We start from the raw sequence: 24,962 nt of genomic DNA on the forward strand, positions 1-24,962 counted from the left end.
CCCAGAAGTACGCTGCCTTCTTCCCCGGTACTCGGCCTTCCAATCTACTCGGGTTCTATATGTCCCTCCGGATAAGTGCGGTTGATGATCCGGTCATCCGGAGCCCGGTCACCGGCTCGCCGGCCCGCGCCGCGGCGACGGCCGGTGACCAGGTATGTGAGCGCGAACAGCGCGGCGCCGACGAGGACGATCGTCGTGCCGCTGGGCACGTCGACGTGGTAGCTCAGGTTCATCCCGGCGAACCCGGTGACCGCCCCGATGCCCGCCGCGAGCGGCAGCACCTTCGCGAACGGCCGCGCGATCATCCGGGCGATCACCGCCGGCACGACGAGCGCCGCGGCGACCAGGGTCACGCCGATGACGGTCAGCGTGGTGAGGACCGCGAGCGACAGCACGGACATCAGCAGCACGTCCATCCGGGCCACGGCCACCCCCGAGGCCGTCGCCACCTCCGGGTCGAAGGTGGTGAACTGCAGGGCCCGGTACCGCACCAGCACCGCGACGCCGGTCAGCGCCGCGACGACGCCGACGACCACCACGTCGGTGGTCCGCACGCCGACGATGGAGCCGAACAGCGCCGCGTCGAACGACGGCCCCCGGCTGCCGAACACGGTGAGCAGGGCGACGCCCAGCGCGAACGAAGCCGTGGTGATCACCCCGATGGCGGCGTCCGAGCCGATTCCCCGGCTGCGGGCGACCCGGTTGATCAGCAGCGCGCTGAACAGCCCCCAGACGCCCGCACCCACGTAGTAGTTCACCTCGACGATCGAGGCCGCGGCGAAGCCGCCGAACACCGAGTGGGACAGCCCGTGCCCGAGGTAGGACATCCCGCGCAGGGTGATGTACACGCCGGTGAGCCCGCACAGCGCGCCGGCGACGGTCGCGATCAGGCAGCCGTTGACGAAGAACTGGTAGCGGAACGGGTCGAGCAGGACGTGGAGCCAGCTCACGGCCGCACCTCCTCGTGCCGCTCCAGCCCGGGGATACGGCGGTCCACGACCACGAGCAGACCCGAGTGCTCCAGCACCTCCATGCGCGCGCCGAAGGTGCGTTCCAGCACGTCCGGCCGGATGACTTCGACGGGCGCGCCCGCCGCGACCACCCGTTCGCGCAGGCAGACGACGTGCGGCAGGTGGGTGACGATCCCGTTGAGGTCGTGGGTGGTCAGCAGGATCGCCATGCCCTCGGCGTTGAGCCGGCCCAGCAGGTGCAGGATGTCGTGGCGGGTGGCCACGTCCAGGCCGCTGGTCGGTTCGTCGAGCAGCAGCAGCCGCGGCCGCCGCAGCAGCGCCCGCGCCAGGAACATCCGCTGTTGCTGGCCGCCCGAGAGCTCGCGGATCCGCCGTCCGGCGGTCTCCCCGATGGCCAGCCGGTCGAGCACCTCTTCGACGTCGTGCCGTTCGGCCCGGCTCGGCCACGGCCACGGCCTGCTTTGGCGGCGGGCCATCAGCACGCATTCGCGCACGGTGATCGGGAAGTCCCAGTTGATGGTCTCCAGCTGCGGCACGTAGCCGACCGACAGGTCCCGCGCCCGCTCGAGCCGGCCCCGCGCCGGTGTGACCGTGCCCAGCAGCAGCCGCAGCAGGGTGGTCTTGCCGGAGCCGGAGGGGCCGACCACGCCGGTGAAGGTTCCCGGACGCACCGTCAGGTCGACCGCGCGCAGGGCGATCTTGCCGCCGTAGCCGGCGTCCACCCGGCGCAGCTCGGCGAGCACCGTCCCGGCCGGGCTACTGCGGGTAGTCAGCATGGCTCACCGTGTCTTCGTGGGTGTCGAGGGCTTTCAGCGCCGGCGCCGTGCCGCCGAGGGACTCCACGATGGTCACGTAGTCGAACCGCATCAGGCCCAGCCAGGAGTGCTCGGGGGCGCCGGGTGAGCCGGGCAGGTCGTCGTCGCGGAGGACGTCGACGTACCGGACGCCGGTGGCGGCGCCGATCTGTTCGAGCACCTTCGACGGGAAGACCTCGGACCCGAAGATCGCCGTGACCTTGTCCCGTTTCACCTGCTCGATCAGGCCGGCGATCTCCTGCGGGGTGGGGTCCTCGAAGTTCTTCGGCTGGATCGCGCCGACGACCTTCCAGCCGAATGTCCTGGCGAAGTAGGCGTAGGCGTCGTGGTAGGTGAGCAGCTCCCGCCGGTCCTCCGGGATCGAACGCTGGTCGGCGCGCAGGGCGCCGGCGAGCGCGTTCGCCTTGCGGTCGAAGGCTTCGGCGTTGCGCCGGTAGGTCGCCGCGTTCCCCGGATCGAGCTGGATCATGGTGTCCCGGACGGTGTCGGCGTACTTCACCGCATACGTCGGGTCGGTCCACAGGTGCGGGTTCGGCTTGCCCTCTTCCTTGGGAAAGGAGAAGTCGTAGATGTAGTCGCGTTCCGGCAGGACCGCGGGCCCCAGTTCGACGATCCGCGCGTCGGCGCGCTTGGTGCTCTCGGCGAGCTTCTTCGTCGGCTCCTCCAGCTGCAGGCCGTTGAGGAAGACGACGTCGGCCTCGCCGAGCACCCGGCCGGCGCTCGGCGGCGGGTCGAAGGTGTGGCTGTTGGTCCCCTCGGGCACCAGCCCGTGCACGTCGGCCCGGTCGCCGACGACCGAGGCCACGATGCTGGTCAGGGGCGCCACCGTGGTGACCACCTGCGGCTTGCCGTCGGCCGGTGCGGGCGCCGGATCGCCGCAGGCGGTGAGCGCCGTCGAGCCGGCCAGCAGGCAGGCGGCCAGCAGAACGGCGGGTCTAGTCGGACGCACGGGTGCCTCCTCGGGTGGGTCCGGAAGCCTGCCCGGCCGCCGCGGCCGCCGGCGCAAGCGCCTCGTACACGCGCGACAGCGCGGAGTCGTCCAGCGCGGCCGACACGAACCACGCCTCGAAGGCGGACGGCGGCAGGTAGACGCCCCGGGCGAGCATCGCGTGGAAGAACGCGCGGTACGCGGCGGTGTCCTGGCCGAGCGCGCTCGTCTGGTCCGTGACCTCGTCCGCGGTGAAGAAGACCGAAAAGAGGCTGCCCGCGTGTTGCACGCGGTGCGGCACGCCTTCACGGCTCAGCGCGGCGGACACCGCCGCGCGCAGGTCGGCGGCGATCCGGTCCAGCCGGGCGTAGAGCTCGCCGGTCGCCTGGCTCAAGGTCGCCAGCCCGGCCGCCGTCGCCAGCGGATTGCCCGAGAGCGTCCCGGCCTGGTACACCGGGCCGGCCGGAGCCAGCAGGCCCATCAGGTCGGCACGCCCGCCGAAAGCCGCGGCGGGGACACCACCGCCCATCGTCTTGCCGAAGGTCAGCAGGTCCGGACGCACGCCCTCCACCCGCGACCAGCCACCGGGTCCCACGCGGAAGCCGGTGATCACCTCGTCGGCGACGAAGAGCGCGCCGTGGTCCCGGCAGATCTCCGCCAGCGCGGCGGTGAAACCCGGCGGCGGTGGGACGACGCCCATGTTCGCCGGGACCGCCTCGGTGATCAGGCAGGCGATTTCGCCGCCGTGCCGGGCGAAGAGTTCCCGCACGACGCCGAGATCCCCGTACGGCAGCACGATGGTGTCGGTCACCTGGGCGCCGCTGACGCCGTCGCTGTCCGGCAGCGCCAGCGTCAGCAGGCCGGAGCCCGCCGAAGCCAGCAGCGCGTCGACGTGCCCGTGGTAGCAGCCGGCGAACTTGACCACCTTGGCGCGTCCGGTCGCCGCGCGCGCCAGCCGGATCGCCGACATCGTCGCCTCGGTACCGGAACTGACCAGGCGTACCTGCTCCACCGCGGGCACCCGGCGCACGATCTCCTCGGCCAGCAGGACCTCGCCTTCGGTCGGTGCGCCGAAGGACGTGCCCTTGGCCGCGGCGGCGGTGACCGCCTCGACCACCGCGGGATGGGCGTGCCCGAGCAGCAGGGCGCCCCAGGAGTTCACCAGGTCGACGTACTCCCGGCCGTCGGCGTCGGTCAGGTGGGGACCCGAGCCCCGGACCGGGAACCGGGGTGTTCCGCCGACGGCCTGGAAGGCGCGGACGGGGGAGTTGACCCCGCCCGGGATCACGGCCTTCGCACGGTCGAAGAGCGCTTCGGCGGCCGGAGCCCCGAACGGGTGGATGACGGGAACGGAGGCTGTCATCGGGACAGCTCCTTCACCTGCGGCGCCCGCGCTCCGGCCCAGTCGCGGGGCTGGAGGAACCGGCTCAGGTCCGCTTCGGGAGACCGCGGCTCGGGCCGGACGTCGTAGGCCCAGCTCGCCATCGGCGGCATCGAGATCAGGATGGCCTCGATGTTGCCCTTCGTCTGCAGGCCGAACATCGTGCCGCGGTCGTACACCAGGTTGAACTCCGCGTAACGCCCGCGCCGGATCAGCTGCCAGCGCCGCTCGGCTTCCCCGTAGGGCAGCTCGGTGCGCCGATCGAGGATCGGCCGGTAGGCGGCCAGGATCGTGTCCAGCCCGTCGGCGACGAGGGCGCGGTGCGCCGCGAAGCCGTCCGGGCCGGTCGCGGTGAGGTGGTCGAAGAACACGCCGCCGATCCCGCGCATTTCACCGCGGTGCTCGATGGTGAAGTAGCTGTCGCAGGCGGACTTCCACTTCTCGTGGTCCGCGGTGCCGGGGTGGCGGTCGCACCAGTCGCGCAGCGTCCGGTGGAAGTGCACGGCGTCGTCGTCGAAGCCGTACATCGGCGTCAGGTCGAGCCCGCCGCCGAACCACCAGGCGTCGCCCGTCTCGAAGAAGCGGAAGTTCGCGTGGAACGACGGCGCGTACGGGTTGAGCGGGTGCAGCACCATCGAGATCCCGGTCGCCCGGAACGGTTTCCCGGCCGTCTCGGGCAGCTGGGCGCCGACCGAGGGCGGGACCTGGGCGCCGGACACGGCGGAGACGTTCACTCCGGCACGTTCGAAGACCCGGCCTCCCTCCAGGGTGCAGACCCGTCCGCCGCCGAGCCCGGCCCGCTGCCAGGGTTCGCGCCGAAACGACGCCTCACCGTCGTAGTCTTCGAACGCCCTCACCAGCCGGCTTTGCCCGCCGTAGAACAGTTCGGCCATCGCGTCGCTCAGATTCACCGGTTCGGTCCCCCTTCGTCGTCACGCCGGAACTCGTGCACCGCGTCGACCAGCCGCGCCACCGTGTCCGGCGGGGTCTGCTGGAGGACGCCGTGCCCGAGGTTGAAGATGTGCGGGCCACCCAGTCCCGCTTCGAGCACCGCGTTCGCGCCGGAGACCGCCGCCCGCGGCGAGGCGAGCAGCAGCCCGGGGTCGAGGTTGCCTTGGAGCACCTTGCCCGGCAGCTGCTCGCGGCACACGGCGAGCGAGGTCCGCCAGTCCACGCTGATCACTTCGGCCGGGAGCGTCGCGATTCGCGGGTACAGGTGCGAAGCCCCGACGGCGAGGTAGATCCGCGGGACGCCGAGCCCGGCGAGCGCGTCCAGCACGCGTCGGGCGTAGGGCAGGCCGTAGGTCCCGTAGCCCTCGCTGTCGTGGACGCCCGCCCAGCTGTCGAACAGCTGGACCGCCTGCACCCCGGCGTCGATCTGGGCGCGCAGGTAGCGGATGGTCGTCTTGGTCAGCTTGTCGAGCAGCTCGTGGGCCGCGGCCGGTTCCCGCCGCAGCCACGCGCGCAGCTCGCCGTGGTCGTTCGCGCCGCCACCCTGCACCACGTAGGTGGCCAGCGTCAGCGGCGCGCCCGCGAACCCGATGAGCGGCACCGGTGACTCTTCCCGCAGCTGGCGGCAGGCCTGCATGACGAACGGCGCGAGCTCCCCGGCCTCGGGCAGCACGAGGCGCCGGACGTCGGCCCGCGTCCGCACCGGCCGCGCGAGCACCGGCCCGGGCGTGAACTCGATGTCGAGACCCATCGACGGCAGCGGCGTCATGATGTCGCTGAACAGGATCGCCGCGTCCAGCGGGAACCGCCGCACCGGCTGCAACGTGATCTCCACGGCGAGCTCGGGCCGGCGCACCATCTCCCAGAACCCGTGCCGCTCCTTGAGTTTCCGGTATTCGGGCAGGTAGCGGCCCGCCTGCCGCATCAGCCAGATCGGCACCGTGGACGTCGGCCTGCCCCAGGCCGCGTCGAGGAACAGGGCGCTCACAGCAGCCGCTCCGCGGCTTCGGTGGCCCAGTAGGTCAGGATGACCGATGCCCCGGCCCGGCGGATCGAGGTGAGCGTTTCGACGATCACCCGGTCCCGCTCGAGCCAGCCGCGCCGGGCGGCGGCCTCCACCATCGCGAACTCGCCGGACACCTGGTAGGCCGCGACCGGCACGGACACCGTGTCCGCCACCCGGCGCACGATGTCCAGATAGGACATGGCGGGCTTGACCATCACCATGTCCGCGCCCTCGGCCAGGTCCAGTTCGAGCTCGCGGGCCGCTTCGAGGCCGTTGCCGGGATCCATCTGGTAGGTCTTGCGGTCGCCCGTCAGCTGCGAGTCGACGGCGTCCCGGAAGGGACCGAAGAACGCGGAGGCGTACTTGGCGGTGTAGGCGAGTACGGCGACGCCGGTGTGCCCGTGGTCGTCCAAAGTGGACCTGATGGCGGCCACCTGGCCGTCCATCATGCCGCTGGGACCGACCACGTCCACGCCCGCCTCGGCGAGGGCCACCCCCATCTCGGCGTAGCGCACGAGGGTGGCGTCGTTGTCGACGGCGCCGTCCGGGGTGAGCACTCCGCAGTGGCCGTGGTCGGTGAACTCGTCCAGGCAGAGGTCGGCCATCACGACACCGGCGTCCCCGACCTCGGACACCACGTCCCGGACGACGGTGTTGAGGATGCCGTCCGGGTCGGTGGCCGCCGAGCCGGACGGGTCGCGCCGCCGCGGCACGGCGAACAACATCAGGCCGCCGACGCCGGCCGAGACCGCGGCGTGCGCGGCCTTGCGCACCGAATCCCGCGTGTGCTGCACGACGCCCGGCAGCGACGGGACGGGCACGGGTTCGGTGAGGCTCTCCTTGACGAACAGCGGCAGGACGAGGTGCTGCGGACGCACGTGGGTCTCGGTGACGAGACGCCGCAGGGCGGCGGTGCGCCGCAGGCGCCGGGGCCGCACCCGTGGCGGGCCGGGCGGGATGACGGACATGGTCGTTACCTCCTGGGTTCGGCGGGTCTGCCGGGTTGCGGAACGCGGGGCGCGGCAGCGGCGCGGTCTCCGAGGTCGCCCGGCGGGTCGGCGAGCACGGTCGCCGACCCGGCGGCGAACAACGCGGCGGCGGCGCGGTCGCCGAGGTCGCCGGCGGGTCAGTGGGGTTGCGGAACGCGGGGCGGGGTGCGCGGGTCGGCGGGCGTGCCGTGCGGGGAGGCCGCGCCGAGCACCGTCGCCGCTCCGGCGGCGAGCAGCGCGGCGGCGACGCGGCCGCCGAGGTCGGCCGGCGCGTCGCCGGTGCCGGTGGCGCTTCGGCGCAGCACGGCCGACCCGTCGGGCGCGGCGACCATCCCGGTCAGCCGCAGCCGCCGGGCGTCGCCGCCGGAGACCCACTCGGCGTACGCGCCGACCGGGGCGGTGCAGCCGGCGTCGAGCTCGCGCAGCACGGTGCGCTCCGCGTCGACGACGGTCCGCGTCGGCGCGTGGTCGATCCGGGCCAGCACGGCGGCCACGGCGTCGTCGCCCGCGCGGCATTCGACCGCCAGCGCGCCTTGGGCCGGTGCGGGGACGAGCGTGTCCGCGGGGATCGGGGTCACGGCCGGGCTCAGCAGGCCGAGCCGCGCCAGCCCGGCGGTCGCCAGCACGACGCCGTCGAGGGCGCCGGAGGTGACCATCGCCAGCCGGCTGTCGACGTTGCCGCGCACGGGCACGACTTCGACGTCCGGTGCCAGCGCGAGCAGCTGCGCCCCGCGCCGCGGGGAACCGGTGCCGATCCGCGTCCCGGCGGGCACCGCGGCCGGCCGGATTTCGCCGTCCCGCCACACCAGCGCGTCACGCGGGTCTTCGCGGACGGGCACGGCGGCCAGCCGCAGCCCGGGTTCCGGGGCGGTGGGCAGGTCCTTGAACGAGTGCACGACGAAGTCGACTTCGCCACGCAGCAACGCGTCCCGCAGCGCCGTGACGAACACGCCGGTGCTGCCGAAGGTCGCGATGGGGGCGCTGCTTTCGTCGCCCGCCGACGACAGCGGCACCAGCCGCACCGGGCGTCCGGTCGCGGCGGTGATTTCGTCCGCCACCCACTGCGCCTGGACCGTGGCCAGCTTGCTCCGGCGGGTGCCGAGCCGCAGGGGCGGCGTGTCCGGGGTGCTGTTCGTCATCGGCTCACCTCACTGTTGTCTGCTGTGGACTGGAGTTCGAGGTCGAAAAGCAGGGACAGCGCCTCGACGTACACCCCGCCGTCGGCCGCCCGGGAGAGTTCCTTGACGCGGATGGTCGGGGTGTGCAGGAGCTTCCGCACGACCCGGTTGAGCGCGGCCTCGGTCTCCGCCTGTTCCTGGGTGCCCAGCTTCGGAAGGCGGGTCCGCAGCCTGCTGAACTCGGTCTTGACGAGGTCGGTGGCGTGCGAATGCAGCGCCGAGATGAGGGGAGCGGCGACGGCGGTGCGGCGGGCGCTGGTGAAGCCCGCCGACTCCTCGGCCACGATCTTCCACGCCGCGTCCAGTTCGGACGGTTCGCCGCGGCCGGCCAGGAACCCGCCGAGGATTTCGAGGTCGACCAGGCTGACGCCGTCGATGTCCCGGCAGGCCCGTTCGATGTCCCGGGGCATCGCCAGGTCGAGGCAGAACATCGGGGCGAAGCCGGCCGCGCGCCGCGCCGCGTGGAGCACTTCGGAGCCGACCACCGGTTCGGCCGCGCCGGTCGCGGTCACCAGCACACTGCACCGAGCCAGGGCCTCGGTCAGCTCGCCAGGTCCCACCGCGACCCCGTCGACCAGTTCGGCGAGACGGACCGCGTTCGCCTGCGTGCGGCTGTTCACCAGGATCTCCTCGATCCCTTCGGCCCGCAGCGTCTTCGCGGCCAGCGAGCCGATGGAACCGGAGCCGATCAGCACCGCGGTCCGGCCGGCCAGGCCGCCGAGCATCGCGCTGCCCAGTTCCAGCCCGGCGCTGAGCAGTGAGGGGGTCGCGGTGCCGATCCGGGTCTCGGTCCTGGCGCGCTTGCTGGCGCGCAAGGCGGTGTCGACCGCGGAGGTGAGCAGCCCGCGGGCCGTCCCGGCGGACTGGGCCGCCTGCAGCGCGGCGCGGAGCTGGGCGACGATGTGCTCCTCGCCGGTCGCCATCGAGTCCAGTCCGCAGGCGACGGCGCACAGGTGCGTCACGGCTTCGGCTTCCTGCCGGATCTGGAGGAACCCGAGGACCTCGCTGATGGACAAGCCGCCGCGGGCGGCGAAGAAGTGCTCGAGTGAATGCGCCGCCTGCCGCGGGGAGGCTGTGGTCGCCACGTACACCTCGGTGCGGTTGCAGGTCGACAGCACCATGACCTCGGAGATGGCCGTGCTGCCGTGCAGGTGCCGGAGGGTCGCCGCGAGCTCGTCGGTGCCCACGGACAGGCGCTCGAGCAGTGCGGTTGCCGCGGTTTTGTAACAGGCACCGATGGCAAGAATTGTCATGGGTCGCCGCCGTTCTTCGAAAGTGGTGTGCGACCGGACAGTAGGCGCGGGAATCGCGTGGAATCAACGCTTTCCGACGGCAACCGCAGTTATCCGGGCACCCGGTGCGTCAACCGCACTTGGCCCCACCAGGCGAGGTTGGTCCTGTTAGCGTGCCGTCCTCGCCATTACGGCTTCGTCATCGACATCGGCAGAGAAAAGGTGGCTCATCGTGGCTAAACAATTCGACGTGGTCATCGTCGGCGGTGGGATAACCGGGCTGACCGTCGCCCAGCAGTTGTCCGCCAGGTCCCCCGGGACCAGTTTCACTCTGCTGGAAGCGGGCGAGCGCGTCGGCGGCATCGTCGGCTCCTACCGGCGGGACGGCTTCACCGTCGACACCGGGCCGCACGGGTTCGTCGTCTACGGCCCCGGCGGGGTCGCCGACCTGGCCCGGGAACTGGGTCTCGGTGACGAGATGATGGTCGCGGAAGACCCCGCACAGCGGTTGTTCCTGCTCAGCGACGACCGGCGCCTGGTGCCGATGCCGACATCGGTGCCGAGCTTCCTGCGGTCGTCTCTGCTCGACGCGCGGGGTAAGGCGCGGGTGGCCGCCGAGATCTTCGTGCCGCGGCGAACCGAGGAGGAACCGTTCTTCCACTTCACCGCACGCCGGTTCGGGGTGCGGGCCGCGCGGGCGCTGGCGGTGCCCGCGGTGCTCGGCGTGACCGGCGGCGACGCCCGGAACCTCAGCGTGGACGCGAAGTTCCCGTTCATCCGGCAGCTGGAGCGCGACCACCGCAGCATCCTGCTCGGCGCGCTCAAGGAGACCTGGAAGCAGCAGCGCGCGGCCGGGCGGCGGCTGCCGAGGCTGCCGAAGTTCGAGGAGTTCGGCGCGAACCTGTTCAGCTTCCGCGGGCAGGGTATGCAACGGCTGATCGACGTGCTGGAGAAGGCGGTCACCGAGCACGTCCGGCTCGGCAGCCGGGTAGACGGCGTCGATCGGGATGGCAGTGCTTGGCGGGTAAGGGTTTCCGGTGGCGAGGTCCTCGAGGCGCGGCACGTGGTGCTGGCCCTGCCGGCGTACCGGGCGGCGGCGCTGCTGGAGGCGCACCTGCCGCGGTTCGCCGCCACGCTGACCGAGATCCCGCACCCCGACGTGCGGGTGGTGGGGATCGGGTACCGGCGAGCCGACCTCGCCGTCCAGCCCGACGGCATCGGTTTCCTCACCATCCCCACCGAGCGCACGCACATCCTCGGCACCATCCACACGTCGACGATCTTCCCCGAGCAGGCGCCACCGGACACCGTGCTGATCCGGACGCTGGCGGGCGGGGTGCAGGACCGGGGGTTCGCCGAGCTGTCGTCCGCGGAGGCGGTCGAAGTCATCCACGACGACCTGCGGCGGATCTTCGGCGTCCGCGGTGCGCCCGTGTTCTCCTTCGACCACCTGTGGCGCCGGGCGATCCCGGAGTACCAGGTCGGCCACCGCGCCCGGATCGACGCCGGCCTCGCGGCGATCGCCGGTCTCGGCGGCCTGCACGTCGCCGGGAACACCTACCACGGCGTGGGCATCAACGACTGTGTCCGCGACGCGCGGCGGGTGGCCGGCGAGATCCTCGGTACGGGCCGGTGAACGCGGCGGTCTCGGCCCGGCCGGTCGCGGTGGACGCCGCGGCGATCGAAGTGGACGAGCTCGTCGTCCGCTACGGCGGCAAGACCGCGGTGGACGGCGTGTCGTTCTCCCTCGCCCGCGGGCAGGTGCTCGCCCTGCTCGGCCCGAACGGCGCGGGGAAGACCTCGATCGTCGAATGCTGCGAGGGCTATCGCGCCGCGGCCGGGGGAACGGTCCGGATCCTCGGCCTGGACCCGGGCGCGCACCACGACCGGCTGATGCCCCGCATCGGCATCATGCTCCAGTCCGGCGGTGTCTACCCCCGGGTGACGCCGGCCGACATGCTCGCCCTGTTCGCGTCGTTCGCCGCCCATCCGCTCGACGTCGGCGTGCTGATCGAGCGCATGGGGCTCACCAGGTTCGCCCGGACGCCCTACCTGCGCCTCTCCGGCGGCGAGAAGCAGCGGCTCGGCATGGCCCTCGCACTGGTCGGCCGGCCCGAGGTGGTGTTCCTCGACGAGCCGACCGCCGGGATGGACCTGCAGGCCCGGCACGCCACCTGGGAGCTGGTGAGCGAGCTGCGCGCGGACGGCGTGGCGGTGCTGCTCACCACCCACCTGCTGGACGAAGCCGAGCGGCTCGCCGACGACGTCGTCATCGTGGACCGTGGCCGGGTGCTCGCGTCGGGCTCGCCGCGCGAGCTGACCGCGGCCGCGGGGATCGACCGGGTGACGATCCGGGCCCGACCGGGACTGCCGCTGGCCGACCTGCTCGCGCGGTTCCCGGGCGAGCTGACGGCGGCCGAGACGGCGCCGGGCGACTACCTGCTGACCGGGGTACTGGACACCCGGGGACTGGCGCTGGTCGCGGCGTGGTGCGCGGCCGAGGACGCGGGAGTGACCAGCCTCCGCACCGAACGGCGCACGCTCGAGGACGTGTTCCTCACCCTCACCGGCGGAAAGGAACGGCGATGACCGGCATGTTCGCCCCGGCGCCCGCGCGGGCGGGGCTGGCGGGCATCCTGCGCCGCCAGTCGCGGCTGGAGGTTTCCCTCATCCTGCGGCGCGGGGAGACCCTCGTGCTGAACGTGCTGGTGCCGCTGGCCGCCCTGCTCGGTGCCGGGCTCACCGACGTGGTCCGGCTGCCCACGGACGACCGGCTCGGCTTCGTGGTGCCCGGGGTGATCGGGCTGGCGGTGATGTCGACCGCGTTCACCGGCCAGGCGATCAACACCGGGTACGAACGCGCGTACGGCGTGCTCAAACGGCTCGGCGGCTCGCCGCTGACCCGGTGGGGGCTGCTGGTGGCCAAGACGGCGGGCGTGCTGGCGGTGATCGGGCTCCAGCTGGTACTGCTCGCCGGGGCCGGGCTGCTGCTGGGCTGGCGGCCGCACCCGGGGCAGCTGGCGACCGCGCTCGGGCTCGTCCTGCTCGCCACGGCGGCGTTCTCGAGCTTCGGCCTGCTGATCGCGGGAACCCTGCCCGCGCAGGCCACCGCGGGCGCGGCGACGCTGGTCTACCTGGTCCTGCTGGTGGCCGGTGGCGTGATGTTCCCGGTGCCGCAGGCAGCCTGGACGGGGTACGTGCTGCCGCTGCCGGCGCTCACCGAAGGACTTCGCGCGACGCTCTCCGGCGGCGGTCCCGCGCCGCTGTCGAGCTGGCTCGGCCTGCTGATCTGGGCGGCGGCGGGGATCGCCGCGGCGGTCCGCTGGTTCCGCTGGGAGTAGCCGACGGTCTGTCTACTACATGGCGTAGCATGACGCGCTGTAGTAGACAGACCACCCGGAAGCCGTGAGGAGCCGAAGATTCCCCGCAAGAACGCCCTGCCGGCCCTGTGCGCCACCGTGTTCGTCGACTTGCTCAGCTTCACCCTGGTATTGCCGTCGCTGCCGTTCCAGGTCGGCGTGCTCGGGGGCGGCGGGATCTGGCTCGGCGTGCTGCTGACCAGCTACTCGGTGACACAGGCGGCCGCGGCGCCGGTCCTGGGCGGGCTGGCCGACCGGCACGGGCGCCGTCGTCTCCTGTTGCTGAGCCTGGCCGGGTCGGCGGTCTCGCTGGCCGTGCTGGGCGCGGCCGGGAGTCTGTGGGTTCTGCTGCTGGCGCGCGTGGTGGCCGGGATCTGCGGCGGCAGCATCGGCGTCGCGCAGGCCTTCGCCGCGGACCTGAGCGGCCCGGAACGCCGGACGAAGGCGATGGGCCTGGTGGGTGCCGCGATCGGCCTGGCCTTCACGGTCGGCCCCGCGCTGGGTGCGCTCGCGACGCCCCTGGGTTTCGACGTCACCGCGTACATCGCGGCGGCTTTGGCAGCAGGAAACCTGGTGTTGGCCTGGCGGACCCTGCCCGCGGGACGGCCGGCACCGGCCACTGGGACGAAGACGTCCGAGCGTGGGGTGATCGCGCCGTGGCCGCTGCTGGTCGCGGGTTTCGCCACGATGGCGGCCTTCGTCGGGATGGAGACGACACTGGCCTTCCTCGCCGCCGGGCGGTTCGGGGCCGGCCCCGCGTTCGTCGGGGTTCTGCTGTGCCTGGCGGGAGCGGCGTTGTTCCTGGTGCAAGGTCTTCTGGTGGCGCGGGCGTCACGCCGGTGGGGCGAGGCGCGGGTCGCGCTGGCGGGGGCGGTGGCGATGGCCGTCGGCCTGGGTGTGCTGCCGTTTGCCCCGCTGCCGTTCTTCGTGGTGGCGGTGGTGGTGCTGTCGGCGGGCAACGGTCTCGTCACGGCGACGGTGGCGAGCATGCTGGCGGGAGCGGGCCCGCCGGAGCAGCGCGGCGCGAGGATGGGCCAGGGGCAGTCGGCTGCCGCGGCTGCGAGAGCGTTGGGACCACTCGGCTCAGGTGCCCTGTTCGACGTCGGGGCGTGGCTTCCGTACGCGGTGGGGGCCGTCCTGTCGGCGGGGGTGGCCATGGTGGTGAACCTGCGCGGGAACGCGAGCGGCCTGCGTGCCGAAACCCCGGACCGGGCGGACTCCGAACCTCGCTGACTCCGCGGTGAGGCAAACCGATTTCAGTTCATGGCCGCGGCGGTCAGGATGGCGGCGACCTCGTCGGGCATGGTCACCATCGCCATGTGGCCGGCGTGGAGTGTGACGGTGTCGGCGCCGATGCGTTCGCTCGAGCGGGCTTGCAGCTCGGGCGGGTAGCACTGGTCGTCGGCCAGGTGGATGTAGGTCCGGGGGATGGGGAGTTCGTACCCCGCGAGGTCCACGGGTTCGGCGAGCAGTGCCGCCGCGTCGTCGACCAGTCCGCCGAGGATGAACTCGGTCTGCTCTTCGTCGGCGTCGTTGCACAGCATGACCTGTGCGGCGTCGGCGCCGATCGAGTAGACGCCACCGCCGATGCCTGCTTCGACGGCGGTCCGGACGTCCGGGTCGATCTGGTCGAGCACCCGTGTCCGGTCTTCGGGCACCACGGCCGACAACAGCACGACGTGCCGGATCCGCTCGGGCAGCAGCGCCATCACGCGCGGGACGGTGACACCACCGAACGAGTGGCCGACCAGCACGATGTCCGTGAGGTCGCGCTCGAGGATGTCGGCCGCGACAGCCTTGCCGCAGTCGTCCAGGGTGACGGTCCTGACGTCGACGTCGCCCCGGCGGCCGCGGCCGGGCAGGTCCACGGCCAGGGTGTCGCCGTCGAGCAGCGGGATCAGCGGGTCCCAGCAAGCGGCTCCGCAGGCGGCGCCATGGATCAGCACGAACGACATCCGAGTCTCCTTCGCGACGGCGACGACAGAGACTAACTGAATTCAGCTCAGGTGGGAACCCGCCAGCGCCGCACGCGCTGGCGAACCTCCGGAGCCCGCCACCGCGATCGGACTCGGCTCAGCGCTTCCACGGCGAAGCACCGGTTCACCATTCCGGGCACCACGACAGCGGTCTCGGCGAACGGCCGGCCCCGGCCGTTCGGCCGACGGCGCTGATCCGGCGATCGGGACGCACTTGCGGGGCACCGTGACCGGTGCCCGTTGTTTCCTACCGCCCGGCCTCGACGTAGTCAGCCGGTGGTGAGGGCCGGGTGGGCGCGGATCCGCTCGGCGAGTTCCTTGGCTTCGCGGGAATTCCGGTAGGGCGGGGTGTCCAGCGTCGCGCAGATGTCGGACAGGCGGGTGGCCAGGTGGGCGACGCCGGCGGTGGCGGACGTGCTGATCACCGGGTCGAGCGCGACGTCGGCGGCGTCCAGTTCCCGGGTGGCCAGGTATCCGTCGGTCATCTCCAGCCGGGCGGACGCCTCGCCGCCGTAGCGGCGGTTGCGTTCGGCGTCCGTCGCGTAGAGGCGCAGTGCGCGTTCGGCGGCCTCGATCGCCAGTGTCGGCTTGCCCACCTGCACCCAGGCGCCGGCGTTGCAGAAGGACTGCCGTGCCTCGTCGAACCCGAATTCGCCGCCGACGAGGTCGTGCAGCTCGTCGGGCTCGGTGACGTGCTCACGCGCGTGGTGTCCCATCCCGATGACCTTCTGGGTCTCGCGGACGTCACCGAGGTAGGCCCAGGCGCGGCTTTCGATGTTGCACAGCCGGACGAAGCCGGTGCCGTGCCGCAGGTATTCGCGGCCGGCCTTCGCCAGGTGCGCCGCCTCCCGCGGGTTTCCCGACCAGAACGCGATGAGCGCCTGGGTGCCGCGCAGCCACGCTTTGAGTCCGTTGTGGCCGATGATCTCGGCGTAGACCCAGGCGGCGCGCGACTGTTCGGCGGCGGCGCCGTAGCAGCCCAGCTCCATGCTGGCGTTGGCCAGCAGCCCGCACGTCTGGCCGGCGAGCAGGTAGAGGTGCGACTGCTGAGCCGGGTGGGCGCGCCGCTGCAGCGCCTGGTAGACGCGGTCGCGCACGCGGACCAGCTCGCCGAAGATCTCGGCGGGCTGGGTGAGGATCGAGGTGCGCGCGAGCTCGACGACGTCGTGGTCGAGCTGCTCGAGCGTGATCGCGCCGACCTCGGTGACTTCGGCGCGTTCGGCGTGCGCCCCGGACGCGTGGGCGGCGGCGCGGACCGCGGCGGCGTCGAGCCGTCCGGGTTCGGGTGACGCGGGAGCCACGTCCTGCCCGGCCGGCGGAAGCTGGTCGAGCACGAGCCGCTCCGGCTCGGGCAGCAGTGGCAGTTCGTCCTCGCCGAGCAGGGCCCGGGGCACCGTGCCGTAGACCCGTGCGAGCAGGGCCAGGACGTGGACGGTCGGCCGGACGCCCCGCTGCGGCCACGCCTCGTATTCGCTGATCCGTTTCCCGGTCATCGGGGCCCGGCCGTCGCCGAGCAGGTCGTTGCAGCGCGCCGCGACCGCCGTCTGGGACAGGCCGTGGGTGTACCGCCAGGCCTGGCGCGGGTTGAACTGCCAGCGGCCGGCCATCTCGGCCGCGATCCGGGCCGGGCCGCAGCCGCCGGCGAGCAGCTGGTGCCGGAGCCGTTCCCGCTCGGGTTTGCTCCCGGGCTTCGATCCGCTGGTTCCCATGACGCCGCTCCGAGACCGAATAGGTGATCCACCCCACCGCCGACGGTCGGTCACCGTAGCGCATCCCCGCCGTCCGCCGCAGCACCGCGAGATCACCCGGAAACTCCGGCGAAAACTCCCCTCCGGCGGGAATCCGCGCGGCCGGGCAAGTCGGGAATGCTGGTCCGCCGCGTCGAGCCAACTGGAGGATCCGTGTCCCGTGACACCGCTGGTACCGGCCCGCGGCGGCGGTCATGACCGTGCGCTGGGTCGAAAACACCCGCGGCGGCGGGACCCCGCACGACCGCGTCCGGTCGGAGCAGGCCGCACCCGCGCGCCCGGACGGCGCGCCCACCGGAACCGCCCGGCAAGGCACGGGCGAGCGGAGCCGCCGGTGACCACCATCGAAGACGGGCTGCACGCGCTCGTCGCCCGCGGGTTCCGCTTCCAGCACATCGCCGACGGCCACGGCGAGCTGACGATCATCGTGGGCACGTACGGCTGGCCGGGGTTCAGCGACCGCATCGAAATCCACGGCGAGCACAAGGCGTCGGCGGCCCGCACCAGAGCCGATTCGGCCGAGCAGGCCGTGTGGAGCCAGGGCGGCGACACCTTGTCGGTGATCGCCGCCCTGCTCGAACTGCCCCCGCCGCACGAGTGGTCCTTCGCCGAAGATTTCGGGCACACCGGCTCGGGGAAGCGCTGACCAGCGCCGTACTGGCACACCGTCGGCAGACCTGACTTATCCAACGCCGTCCGGTGACACTGCCCGGTAGCACGGTCGCACACTCGGAGAGGCGCGGGCAGGCGTCACACCGATTTCCGGCGTCCCCGCGGGAGGACGAGAGGAGCGCGGGCGTGGCCGGTGCGGCGCGGACGGTGTGCACGTACTGCGGCGTCGGCTGCGGCATCGTGCTCGACGTCGGCGTGGGAGCCGACGGGCGGCCCGCGGTGCTCAAGGCCGCGGGGGACAAGGCGCATCCCGCCAACGCCGGCCGGTTGTGCACCAAGGGCGCGACCAGTGCGGAGCTGTTCGCGGCCCCGGGACGGCTGACCACGGCACTGGTCCGGCCGGAGCGTGGTGTGGAGCCGGTCGCCCGATCCGTGGACGACGCCGTCACCGAGACGGCGCGGCGGTTGCGCGCGATCCTGGACGAGCACGGCCCCGACGCGCTGTCCTTCTACGTGTCGGGCCAGCTGACCCTCGAAGCTCAGTATCTGGCGAACAAGCTGGCGAAGGGTTTCGTCCGGACCAACCAGATCGAGTCGAACTCGCGGTTGTGCATGGCCAGCGCGGGCGCCGGCTACCGGCTTTCGCTCGGCGCCGACGGTCCGCCGGGGTCCTATCAGGACTTCGACCACGCCGACACCTTCTTCGTGATCGGCGCGAACATGGCCGACTGCCACCCGGTTCTGTTCCTGCGCATGATGGACCGGGTGAAGGCGGGGGCCAAGCTGATCGTGGTGGATCCACGGCGGACCGCCACCGCCGACAAGGCGGACCTGTACCTGCAGATCAAGCCGGGCACGGATCTGGCTCTGCTGAACGGGGTGCTGCACCTGCTGGTCGAGAACGGCCACATCGACCAGGAGTTCATCGCCGAGCACACCGAGGGCTGGGCGGACATGCCCGCTTTCCTCGCCGACTACCCGCCCGCCACGGTCGCGGAGATCACCGGCATCCCGGAGGCCGACCTGCGGCAGGCCGCCCGGTGGCTCGGCGAGGCGGGAAACTGGATGAGCTGCTGGACGATGGGCCTCAACCAGAGCACGCACGGGACCTGGAACACCAACGCGCTGGTCAACCTGCACCTGGCCACCGGCGCGATCTGCCGTTCCGGCAGCGGCCCGTTTTCCTTGACCGGGCAGCCGAACGCGATGGGCGGCCGCGAGATGGGGTACCTGGGGCCGGGGCTGCCCGGTCAGCGGTCGGTGCTGGTGCCGGAGGACCGGGCGTTCGTCGAGGACCTGTGGGGGCTGCCGCCGGACACGCTGCGCACCGACGTCGGCCGCGGGACCGTCGAGATGTTCGAGCAGCTCGCCGACGGCAAGATCAAGGCCTGCTGGATCATCTGCACGAACCCGGTCGCCTCGGTCGCCAACCGCAAGGCGGTGATCGCCGGCCTGGAGGCCGCCGAGCTGGTGATCACCCAGGACGTGTTCGCCGAGACCGAGACCAACTCCTACGCCGACGTCGTGCTGCCCGCCGCCATGTGGGTGGAAGGCGACGGCGTGATGGTCAACTCGGAGCGGAACCTCACGCTCGTGCCGCAGGTGGTGCCGCCGCCGGGGGAGGCGTTGCCGGACTGGCGGCTCATCGCCCGCGTCGCGTGCGAGATGGGCTTCGAAGACGGCTTCGGCTACGACAGCGCCGAGGAGGTCTTCGAGGAGATCCGGCGCTGCTGGAACCCCGAGACCGGTTACGACCTGCGCGGCGTCACCTACGATCGGCTGCGGGAGACGCCGGTGCAGTGGCCCAGCGCGTCGGTCGACGGCGACGGCCGCAACCCGATCCGCTACGTCAACGACGGGGTCAGCCGGCAGCTGGTCGAGCGGCCCGACGGCACCCGCCCGCGGCTTGCGTTCGCCACGGCGAGCGGCCGGGCCGTGTTCTTCGCCCGGCCGCACATGGCCGCCGCCGAGATGCCGGACGACGAGTACCCGTTCGCGTTGAACACCGGCCGGGTGCAGCACCAGTGGCACACCCTGACCAAGACCGGCACGGTCGCCAAGCTGGCCAAGCTGAATCCCGGCCCGTTCGTGGAGATCCACCCGGCGGATGCCGCGAAGCTGGACGTCGTCGAGGGCGATCCGGTCGAGGTGACGTCCCGGCGGGGCCGGGCCGTGCTGCCCGCCGTCGTGACCGACCGGGTCCGGCCGGGGAACACCTTCGCGCCGTTCCACTGGAACGACCTCCACGGGGAGGACCTGAGCGTCAACGCCGTCACCAGCGACGCGGTCGACCCGGTGTCCTTCCAACCCGAGTTCAAGGTGTGCGCCGTGGCGCTGGCCAAGGTCGCCGCCACCCCGCGTCCCGAAGCGGCCCCGCCGGCCGGGGCGTTCGGGCTGCCCAGCACACCGGCGCCGGTCCTGGCCGACGACGAACGCCGGTACCTGGCCGGGTTCCTCACCGGCGTCGAAGCCCGGCCCCCGGACGGCGCGATTCCGGTGCTGCCGTCGAACGCGCCGTTCGAACCGGGGAACGCGTTGTGGGTCAACGGCGTGCTCGCCGGGATGTTCTCCCGCCAACCCGCGGCGCCCGCCCCGGCCGCGCCCGGCCGGCAGGTCGTCGTGCTCTGGGCGTCCCAGACCGGCAATGCCGAGGACTTCGCCACCGGCGCCACCGCCACCCGGGTCGCCCAGCTCGACCGCGCCCACACCGTGCTGTGCATGAACGACGTCACGGTCGACGCCCTGCCCCGCGACGCCGACCTGCTCGTCATCACCAGCACCTTCGGCGACGGGGACGCGCCCGACAACGGCGGCGCTTTCTGGGAGTCGCTCGCTGCCGCCGAGCCCGGCACGCTCACCGGCAGCCGGTACGCGGTGCTCGCCTTCGGCGATTCGAACTACGACGACTTCTGCGGTCACGGACGGCGTCTGGACGACCGGCTGCGCGAGCTCGGCGCCGAACCGCTCACCGGCCGGGTGGACTGCGAGCCGGACTACGACGAGGCCGCCCGGCAGTGGCTGGACACGGTGGCCGGTCTCCTGGCGACCCCGGCCGTCCCCGCGAGCACACCGCCCCGCAAGCCCGAACCCGTGACGGCCCCGCTGGTCGGCAACCGCCTGCTCAGCCTGCCCGGCGCCGAGAAGGAAGTCCGTCAGTTCACCTTCGACTTCACCGGCACCGGCCTGACCTACGAGGTGGGTGACGCGCTCAGCGTGCTCCCGCGCAACTGCCCGGCTCTGGTGGAGGAGCTGCTGGGCGTCATCGGACTGGATCCGGACACGGACGTCACGCTGCCGGGCGGGGACACGGTCCCGTTCGGTGAAGCTCTCGCCGTCTCCCTGGACATCACCCGGATCACCGCCGATCTCCTGCGGTTCGTGGCCGAGCGAAACCAGGACCGGGACCTGAAAACGTTGCTGCGCACGGACAACAAGGGCGAGCTGGCCAAGTGGGCCTGGGGCAGGCAGGCCGTGGACGTGGTCGCCGAGTTCCCCGTGCGGGCCACCGCGCAAGAGTGGACGGACGTGTTCAAGAAGCTCCAGCCGCGGCTGTATTCGATCTCCTCGAGTCCGCTGACCAGCCCCGCCGAGGTCAGCATCACGGTCTCGGTCGTTCGCTACGAGACCCCGGGCGGCCGCCTCCGCAAGGGCGTCTGCTCGACCTACCTGGCCGGTGCCCCGGCCGGGCACCCCGTCCCCGTCACCATCCAGCCGTCCCCGCACTTCCGGCCGCCCGCCGACCCGGCCGCGCCGATGGTCATGATCGGGCCCGGGATCGGCGTCGCACCGTTCCTCGGCTTCCTCGACCAGCGCCGCGCCCGCGGCGACCGGGCGCCCAACTGGCTGTTCTTCGGCGAACAGCACCGGGCCACCGACTTCTACTATCACGATGAGCTGACCGGCCTGCACCGCGAGGGCGTCCTCACCGAGCTGGACCTCGCGTTCTCCCGCGACCAGCGCGCCAAGGTGTACGTGACGGACCGGATGCGGGAGCACGGCGCGAAGCTCTGGTCCTGGCTGCAGGACGGCGCGCACTTCTACGTCTGCGGCGACGCGAGCCGCATGGCCAAGGACGTCGACCGCACGCTGCGCGACATAGTCGTCCAGCACGGGCACCTCACCCCCGACGCGGCGGACGCCTATGTCAAGAAGCTCAGCAGCGACAAGCGATACGTCCGTGACGTCTACTGAGGACGCGCCTCAGCCGGCGTAACAGGCTCGCGATGCTGAGGCGGTCGAACTTCGTGCGCGGGCTGACCAGCGCGCCGGTCCGGGTGAGCACGGCATGAGCCGGCCCACGACCGTCGTCGCCTACGACCGCGGCGCCGCCTCCGGTTCGGACATCGCGCTGGGTCTGGCGGATCTCGCGGACGTGGTGTTCGCCCTCGGGAACTCCGCGCACGTGGCCGGCGTGCGCGGGATGCTGGGGCACCTGGGGCGGATGGTCGAGCTGACCGGTGACACCGCAACGGACGCGGCCGTGCTGCGGGCTCACGCGCCCTCGGCGATTCTCACGTTCAGCGAGCCGATGCTCGTGGCGACGTCCCGGCTCGCCGAGGCGCTGGGCTTGCCGTTCCACGACTCGACGACTGTGCGGCTGCTGACCGACAAGGCCGCGCAACGCGCACAGCTGCGTGCGGCCGGTGCCGACGACACGCGCTGCGTGCCGCTTCGCCGGGCCGGCGATTGGCCCGCGGCGGTCGCCGAGGTCGGTCTGCCCGCGATCGTCAAGCCCCTGCACGGTCAGGGAAGCCGGCACACCTACGCGGTGCACGACGTCGCCGAAGGGCGTGAGCTGGTGGCCCGCCTGCTTTCGGTGTCCGATCCCCCGGCACTCGTCGTGGAGCAACTGCTGGGCGGGATGGCTTGCGGCCCGGTCGGGGATTACGTGTCGGTGGAGCGACTTCGGCGGCACAGTGCGGGTCATGACGGGGGCGGAGCTCCTGCGCCGAGGTACGGGGACGAGGCCCTCAGCGGACTGAGCCGACTTGCATGATCGGTCCCCATCTCGGGTCATACGTCATTCCGCCCTCGTTTTGGCCGGCTTTTTTCTGCACCTGGTCCAGCTGGTCCGCCGGTATCGCGATGGCCACGTAAGGCAAGTTGGCGGGTGGCGTTCGTTGCTTTGACAGATTCAGGGGCTCGTAGGTGCCGTTGCCGAGGTCTCGGAAGAGGTAGACGATCGACGGGGCGGGCGAGGGCGGCGCGGAAGTCGTGGCCGGCGTCGGCGCGGGGACGGCGTTGTTCACAGCCGGCACGGTCGCCGCCGGGCGTTCGACGAGGATCCCGGCCAGGAATACGGCCGCGGCGAGCGTGAGGGTCGCGATCACGATGGCCACGGGCAGTCGCGCGCCACGGCGAGCCGCCTGCAGGGCGCGGGCGATCGACCCCGTCGGGGGGAGCGGCTCCGATCGCCCGGCCGCCACCCAGCGCCGGAAGGCCGCGTCACGGAGCTTCTCGCTGCTCTTCCGATCGCTGCCGGCCTTGACGGCGTACTCGCCGACCATCATGGCGAGCTGGTCGGACCGGCTTTCCAGGACCAGCTCCGCGGCGTGGTCCCGCGCGGCCGGTTCGCGGAGGTCTTCGAACTTCTTCCCGTACGCGGCCTGGAGCAGGCGTCCGAAGAACTCCTCGCGCGCCGTGACCTCCGCGAACCGGGTGGCTGAATCCACGGCGTCGACGTCGAGCGCGGAACGCAGCATCGCCCGTGCCTGCGGGCCTCCGGCGGCCGCTTCGAGCGTGCACAGCCGTTCCTCGAACTCCCGCACCGACGTGGCGGTGAGCAAGGCCCGTATCTGCTCGTCCCCGCCGCGTTTGGCCAAGTGGCCCAGGCCTCGGTGGCCCGGCTCCCGGCGCGCCTGGCCCTGCGGCCAGGACCCGTCCACGGCGCCCGGGGGCTCGTAGGAGGTGGCCTGTGTTGGCCGGGTGGGCGGCGAAAGGGTGTCTTTGCCGGGCCGGCTGGAGACGGGGGTGATCGCCGGCCGCGGCGTGCCGCGGAAAACGTGCGCGACGAGCTGGCCCGCGAGCACCGAGCTGCTGTTCTCCGGGAGCTCACCGCCCAGATCGACGGTTGTCCGGTCCACGACCGCGGCGTCGACCGGGTTCGCCGGCAGGAAAACGACTTCCGGCAGGCCCACGCGGCTCACGTCGTGCTTGTGCTCGTAAGTCGAGAAGGACCAGCGCCGTGCTCCCCAGCCCAGCGAACGCAGATGGTCGTCGGCGGCCTCGCGCAGGCCCCACACGATCGCCAGCCGGTCCTCCGCTGGGCAGCCGATGATGCTGAGCGGCCGGCCGGGATCGTCGAGGAGGCGGCTGAGAACCAGGACCAGACGCCGTTCCAGGTGCATCGCTCGCGGGCGCAACAGGCGGTCGTTCGCCGCCACGGCCGCTTCACTGAGCGTCCGGGCGGGCAGCTGGTTCATCCGTTCGTCCGGAGGCGGTATCTCCCGCCAGCCCCGCCACTTCTGCAGGCTGAGGGCCACCGGGAAGTCCAGCGCGGCCACCGAGCCGACCATGGCGTGGGAGTAGTTGCGCGCGCTCGACGGACCGCCCGCGACACGGCGCAGGACCGCCGCGGTGCTGTCGTCGAAGCTGAAGTACGACAGGGCTTCGCGCGGCAGCTCGGTACCCGGGACCGGGTGCAGCCGGACGTGGGTCTTCAGCCGGTTGGACCATCGGTCGACTTCGTCGAGGCTGTCGAAGGAGTCGGCCAGAATCTTCTGGCCGCCGCTGGGGGACCAGCCGAAGAACAGCTGGTCGACCACATCGCTCGGCTCGAACTGGTTCATGGCAATCCCACCTTGTCCGCTTCGGGGCCGGTGATCATCCCGGTCATCGCCAGGACCGCGACCAGGGGTTCCAGCACACGGACCGGGCTGATCCCGCGCGGGAAGTAGTACTCGCCGTCGCGCCCCGCGACGGGCAGGGCGTCCCCGCCGCTGGCCGAGGCGAAGTGCAGGGTGCAGCGCGTGAAGGCGTCGAACGGACGCAGTGACGCGGCCGCTCCGATGCGGTGCAGGTAGGCGTAGACGTCGCGGCTTTCCGCCCGGATCCGGGCGGCGTCGAGCGCCGGGTCGTGCCGCCGCAGCCAGCGGTCCGCCGGCGGCAGATACCGCAGCCGGTCCGATTTGGTCACCACGATGGAGGCCGGCACCCTCGCTGCGCCACCCGGCAGACCGTCCAGCCGCTCGACCGCCATCTCGAACGACTTGTTCTCGCTCCCGGTGAGCACTCCTGGCGCCGAAGTGTCTTCGGGAGCGCACACGAAGATCACGGCGTTCACCGCGAGCAGGAAGCGGGTGCTGCTGTTGAGCGCCTCGGTGCTCTCCAGGTCTTCCCCCGCGACGTCGACGAAGGTGACCGGCCTCGTGCCGCCCGGACCGCGCAGCAGGAGGATGTCGGCGGCCTCGAAGACGCCGTGCGAGGTGGCCGGCAGCGCGCCGCCGTCCTCGAACGGCTCGACGAAATTGGTGCGGAACGCCGTGTGGCGCCGGAAGTCGAGCGCCGCCGCGTGGACGCGGTGCGGTCCCAGCCCACCGCGGTAGGTTTCCCGGATCATGGCCGTGAGCAGGTGGGTCTTGCCGGAGCCGGATCCACCGACCAGGCCGATGACCAGCGGGTCGCCGTAGTCGGCGTAGGTCGCGGGCAGGTAGTGCGGCACCGAGTCGCCCGAGGGGTTCGGGCACGGCCGGTAGCCGCGGCGCGCCAGGTCCGCCTGTTTGCTCGGACTGAGCGTCGCCAGGTCGATCGTCTTGTACCCGCCCTTTTCTTTGTCGTGCACCGAGATGTGAGAGACCGCGGGCCACTCGAAGTCGTC

Annotated in this window: 21 protein-coding genes; 8 read left to right on the forward strand and 13 right to left on the reverse strand. The window is 72.2% G+C overall.

Annotated features, from left to right (window positions below):
• Window positions 1–44: 44 nt before the first annotated feature.
• The 9 genes from AB0G28_RS19705 to hemA all read right to left on the reverse strand — a co-directional run bounded on the left by AB0G28_RS19705 (window position 45) and on the right by hemA (window position 9,472).
• Window positions 45–950, reverse strand: coding sequence for a metal ABC transporter permease (locus AB0G28_RS19705; protein WP_361090404.1), 906 nt, complete (start codon window positions 948–950; stop codon window positions 45–47).
• On the reverse strand, window positions 947–1,747 hold the full coding sequence (locus AB0G28_RS19710) for an ATP-binding cassette domain-containing protein (RefSeq protein WP_361090407.1): 801 nt from the start codon (window positions 1,745–1,747) through the stop codon (window positions 947–949). Before AB0G28_RS19710 ends, AB0G28_RS19705 begins: the two co-directional genes overlap by 4 nt.
• Entirely contained in the window at window positions 1,728–2,735 is a 1,008-nt protein-coding gene (locus tag AB0G28_RS19715; protein ID WP_361090410.1) for a metal ABC transporter substrate-binding protein, read from the reverse strand. Before AB0G28_RS19715 ends, AB0G28_RS19710 begins: the two co-directional genes overlap by 20 nt.
• Window positions 2,722–4,077, reverse strand: a complete 1,356-nt coding sequence (gene hemL, locus AB0G28_RS19720; RefSeq protein WP_361090413.1) for a glutamate-1-semialdehyde 2,1-aminomutase — start codon at window positions 4,075–4,077, stop codon at window positions 2,722–2,724. Before hemL ends, AB0G28_RS19715 begins: the two co-directional genes overlap by 14 nt.
• Entirely contained in the window at window positions 4,074–5,006 is a 933-nt protein-coding gene (gene hemF / locus AB0G28_RS19725; protein WP_361090416.1) for an oxygen-dependent coproporphyrinogen oxidase, read from the reverse strand. Before hemF ends, hemL begins: the two co-directional genes overlap by 4 nt.
• On the reverse strand, window positions 5,003–6,034 hold the full coding sequence (hemE, locus tag AB0G28_RS19730) for a uroporphyrinogen decarboxylase (RefSeq protein WP_361090419.1): 1,032 nt from the start codon (window positions 6,032–6,034) through the stop codon (window positions 5,003–5,005). Before hemE ends, hemF begins: the two co-directional genes overlap by 4 nt.
• The gene (gene hemB, locus AB0G28_RS19735; RefSeq protein ID WP_361090422.1) at window positions 6,031–7,020 is read right to left on the reverse strand and encodes a porphobilinogen synthase; all 990 of its coding nucleotides are present in this window, start codon (window positions 7,018–7,020) and stop codon (window positions 6,031–6,033) included. The genes hemE and hemB overlap by 4 nt, the downstream gene beginning before the upstream one ends.
• A gap of 158 nt (window positions 7,021–7,178) precedes the next feature.
• A complete protein-coding gene (hemC, locus tag AB0G28_RS19740) occupies window positions 7,179–8,180 on the reverse strand; it encodes a hydroxymethylbilane synthase (RefSeq protein ID WP_361090425.1) in 1,002 nt (333 codons plus the stop codon).
• Window positions 8,177–9,472: a glutamyl-tRNA reductase gene (hemA, locus tag AB0G28_RS19745; protein ID WP_361090428.1), complete on the reverse strand. Its 1,296-nt coding sequence runs from the start codon at window positions 9,470–9,472 to the stop codon at window positions 8,177–8,179. Before hemA ends, hemC begins: the two co-directional genes overlap by 4 nt.
• Before the next feature lie 211 nt (window positions 9,473–9,683).
• On the opposite strand from hemA, the gene hemG reads away from it, so the two are divergent.
• The 4 genes from hemG (at window position 9,684) to AB0G28_RS19765 (ending at window position 14,043) form a co-directional block, all read left to right on the forward strand.
• Window positions 9,684–11,087 (forward strand): protoporphyrinogen oxidase, encoded by a 1,404-nt coding sequence (hemG, locus tag AB0G28_RS19750; RefSeq protein ID WP_361090431.1) that lies wholly within the window; start codon window positions 9,684–9,686, stop codon window positions 11,085–11,087.
• Window positions 11,084–12,040, forward strand: coding sequence for an ABC transporter ATP-binding protein (locus AB0G28_RS19755; protein WP_361090433.1), 957 nt, complete (start codon window positions 11,084–11,086; stop codon window positions 12,038–12,040). The genes hemG and AB0G28_RS19755 overlap by 4 nt, the downstream gene beginning before the upstream one ends.
• Complete coding sequence (locus AB0G28_RS19760; protein WP_361090436.1) at window positions 12,037–12,792, forward strand: ABC transporter permease; 756 nt, start codon at window positions 12,037–12,039, stop codon at window positions 12,790–12,792. The genes AB0G28_RS19755 and AB0G28_RS19760 overlap by 4 nt, the downstream gene beginning before the upstream one ends.
• A gap of 117 nt (window positions 12,793–12,909) precedes the next feature.
• On the forward strand, window positions 12,910–14,043 hold the full coding sequence (locus AB0G28_RS19765) for an MFS transporter (RefSeq protein ID WP_361090439.1): 1,134 nt from the start codon (window positions 12,910–12,912) through the stop codon (window positions 14,041–14,043).
• Window positions 14,044–14,066: 23 nt separating this feature from the next.
• Here AB0G28_RS19765 and AB0G28_RS19770 read toward each other — a convergent pair whose 3' ends face one another.
• Window positions 14,067–14,765 (reverse strand): alpha/beta hydrolase, encoded by a 699-nt coding sequence (locus tag AB0G28_RS19770; protein WP_361090442.1) that lies wholly within the window; start codon window positions 14,763–14,765, stop codon window positions 14,067–14,069.
• Between the two features lie 290 nt (window positions 14,766–15,055).
• On the reverse strand, window positions 15,056–16,495 hold the full coding sequence (locus AB0G28_RS19775; protein ID WP_361090445.1) for a hypothetical protein: 1,440 nt from the start codon (window positions 16,493–16,495) through the stop codon (window positions 15,056–15,058).
• Window positions 16,496–16,728: 233 nt separating this feature from the next.
• Between AB0G28_RS19775 and AB0G28_RS19780 the strand changes: the two genes are divergently transcribed.
• The 4 genes from AB0G28_RS19780 to AB0G28_RS19795 all read left to right on the forward strand — a co-directional run bounded on the left by AB0G28_RS19780 (window position 16,729) and on the right by AB0G28_RS19795 (window position 22,142).
• Window positions 16,729–16,872 carry a hypothetical protein gene (locus AB0G28_RS19780; protein WP_361090447.1) on the forward strand — a complete coding sequence of 48 codons (144 nt, stop codon included), beginning with the start codon at window positions 16,729–16,731 and terminating at the stop codon, window positions 16,870–16,872.
• Complete coding sequence (locus AB0G28_RS19785; RefSeq protein WP_361090450.1) at window positions 16,869–17,180, forward strand: hypothetical protein; 312 nt, start codon at window positions 16,869–16,871, stop codon at window positions 17,178–17,180. Before AB0G28_RS19780 ends, AB0G28_RS19785 begins: the two co-directional genes overlap by 4 nt.
• A 152-nt stretch (window positions 17,181–17,332) precedes the next feature.
• Window positions 17,333–21,337, forward strand: a complete 4,005-nt coding sequence (locus AB0G28_RS19790; protein WP_361090452.1) for a bifunctional nitrate reductase/sulfite reductase flavoprotein subunit alpha — start codon at window positions 17,333–17,335, stop codon at window positions 21,335–21,337.
• Window positions 21,338–21,431: 94 nt separating this feature from the next.
• Entirely contained in the window at window positions 21,432–22,142 is a 711-nt protein-coding gene (locus AB0G28_RS19795) for a hypothetical protein (protein WP_361090455.1), read from the forward strand.
• Here the strand turns inward: AB0G28_RS19795 and AB0G28_RS19800 are convergent.
• Window positions 22,117–23,934 (reverse strand): hypothetical protein, encoded by a 1,818-nt coding sequence (locus tag AB0G28_RS19800; protein WP_361090458.1) that lies wholly within the window; start codon window positions 23,932–23,934, stop codon window positions 22,117–22,119. The two genes, AB0G28_RS19795 and AB0G28_RS19800, sit on opposite strands and share 26 nt — an antisense overlap.
• Window positions 23,931–24,926, reverse strand: a complete 996-nt coding sequence (locus AB0G28_RS19805) for a hypothetical protein (RefSeq protein WP_361090461.1) — start codon at window positions 24,924–24,926, stop codon at window positions 23,931–23,933. The genes AB0G28_RS19800 and AB0G28_RS19805 overlap by 4 nt, the downstream gene beginning before the upstream one ends.
• Window positions 24,927–24,962: the final 36 nt, after the last annotated feature.

The organism is Amycolatopsis sp. NPDC021455 (genome assembly GCF_040640995.1).
In the GTDB taxonomy this organism is placed as follows: Bacteria; Actinomycetota; Actinomycetes; order Mycobacteriales; family Pseudonocardiaceae; genus Amycolatopsis.

What these genes read in the sequence shown, in the direction of transcription:
- hemA (WP_361090428.1), bottom strand. Translation starts at nt 9,472, where the DNA reads ATGACAATTCTTGCCATCGGTGCCTGTTACAAAACCGCGGCAACCGCA.
- AB0G28_RS19780 (WP_361090447.1), top strand. Translation starts at nt 16,729, where the DNA reads ATGACCGTGCGCTGGGTCGAAAACACCCGCGGCGGCGGGACCCCGCAC.
- AB0G28_RS19795 (WP_361090455.1), top strand. Translation starts at nt 21,432, where the DNA reads ATGAGCCGGCCCACGACCGTCGTCGCCTACGACCGCGGCGCCGCCTCC.
- hemL (WP_361090413.1), bottom strand. Translation starts at nt 4,077, where the DNA reads ATGACAGCCTCCGTTCCCGTCATCCACCCGTTCGGGGCTCCGGCCGCC.
- hemC (WP_361090425.1), bottom strand. Translation starts at nt 8,180, where the DNA reads ATGACGAACAGCACCCCGGACACGCCGCCCCTGCGGCTCGGCACCCGC.
- AB0G28_RS19770 (WP_361090442.1), bottom strand. Translation starts at nt 14,765, where the DNA reads ATGTCGTTCGTGCTGATCCATGGCGCCGCCTGCGGAGCCGCTTGCTGG.
- AB0G28_RS19760 (WP_361090436.1), top strand. Translation starts at nt 12,037, where the DNA reads ATGACCGGCATGTTCGCCCCGGCGCCCGCGCGGGCGGGGCTGGCGGGC.
- AB0G28_RS19710 (WP_361090407.1), bottom strand. Translation starts at nt 1,747, where the DNA reads ATGCTGACTACCCGCAGTAGCCCGGCCGGGACGGTGCTCGCCGAGCTG.
- AB0G28_RS19800 (WP_361090458.1), bottom strand. Translation starts at nt 23,934, where the DNA reads ATGAACCAGTTCGAGCCGAGCGATGTGGTCGACCAGCTGTTCTTCGGC.
- hemB (WP_361090422.1), bottom strand. Translation starts at nt 7,020, where the DNA reads ATGTCCGTCATCCCGCCCGGCCCGCCACGGGTGCGGCCCCGGCGCCTG.
- AB0G28_RS19775 (WP_361090445.1), bottom strand. Translation starts at nt 16,495, where the DNA reads ATGGGAACCAGCGGATCGAAGCCCGGGAGCAAACCCGAGCGGGAACGG.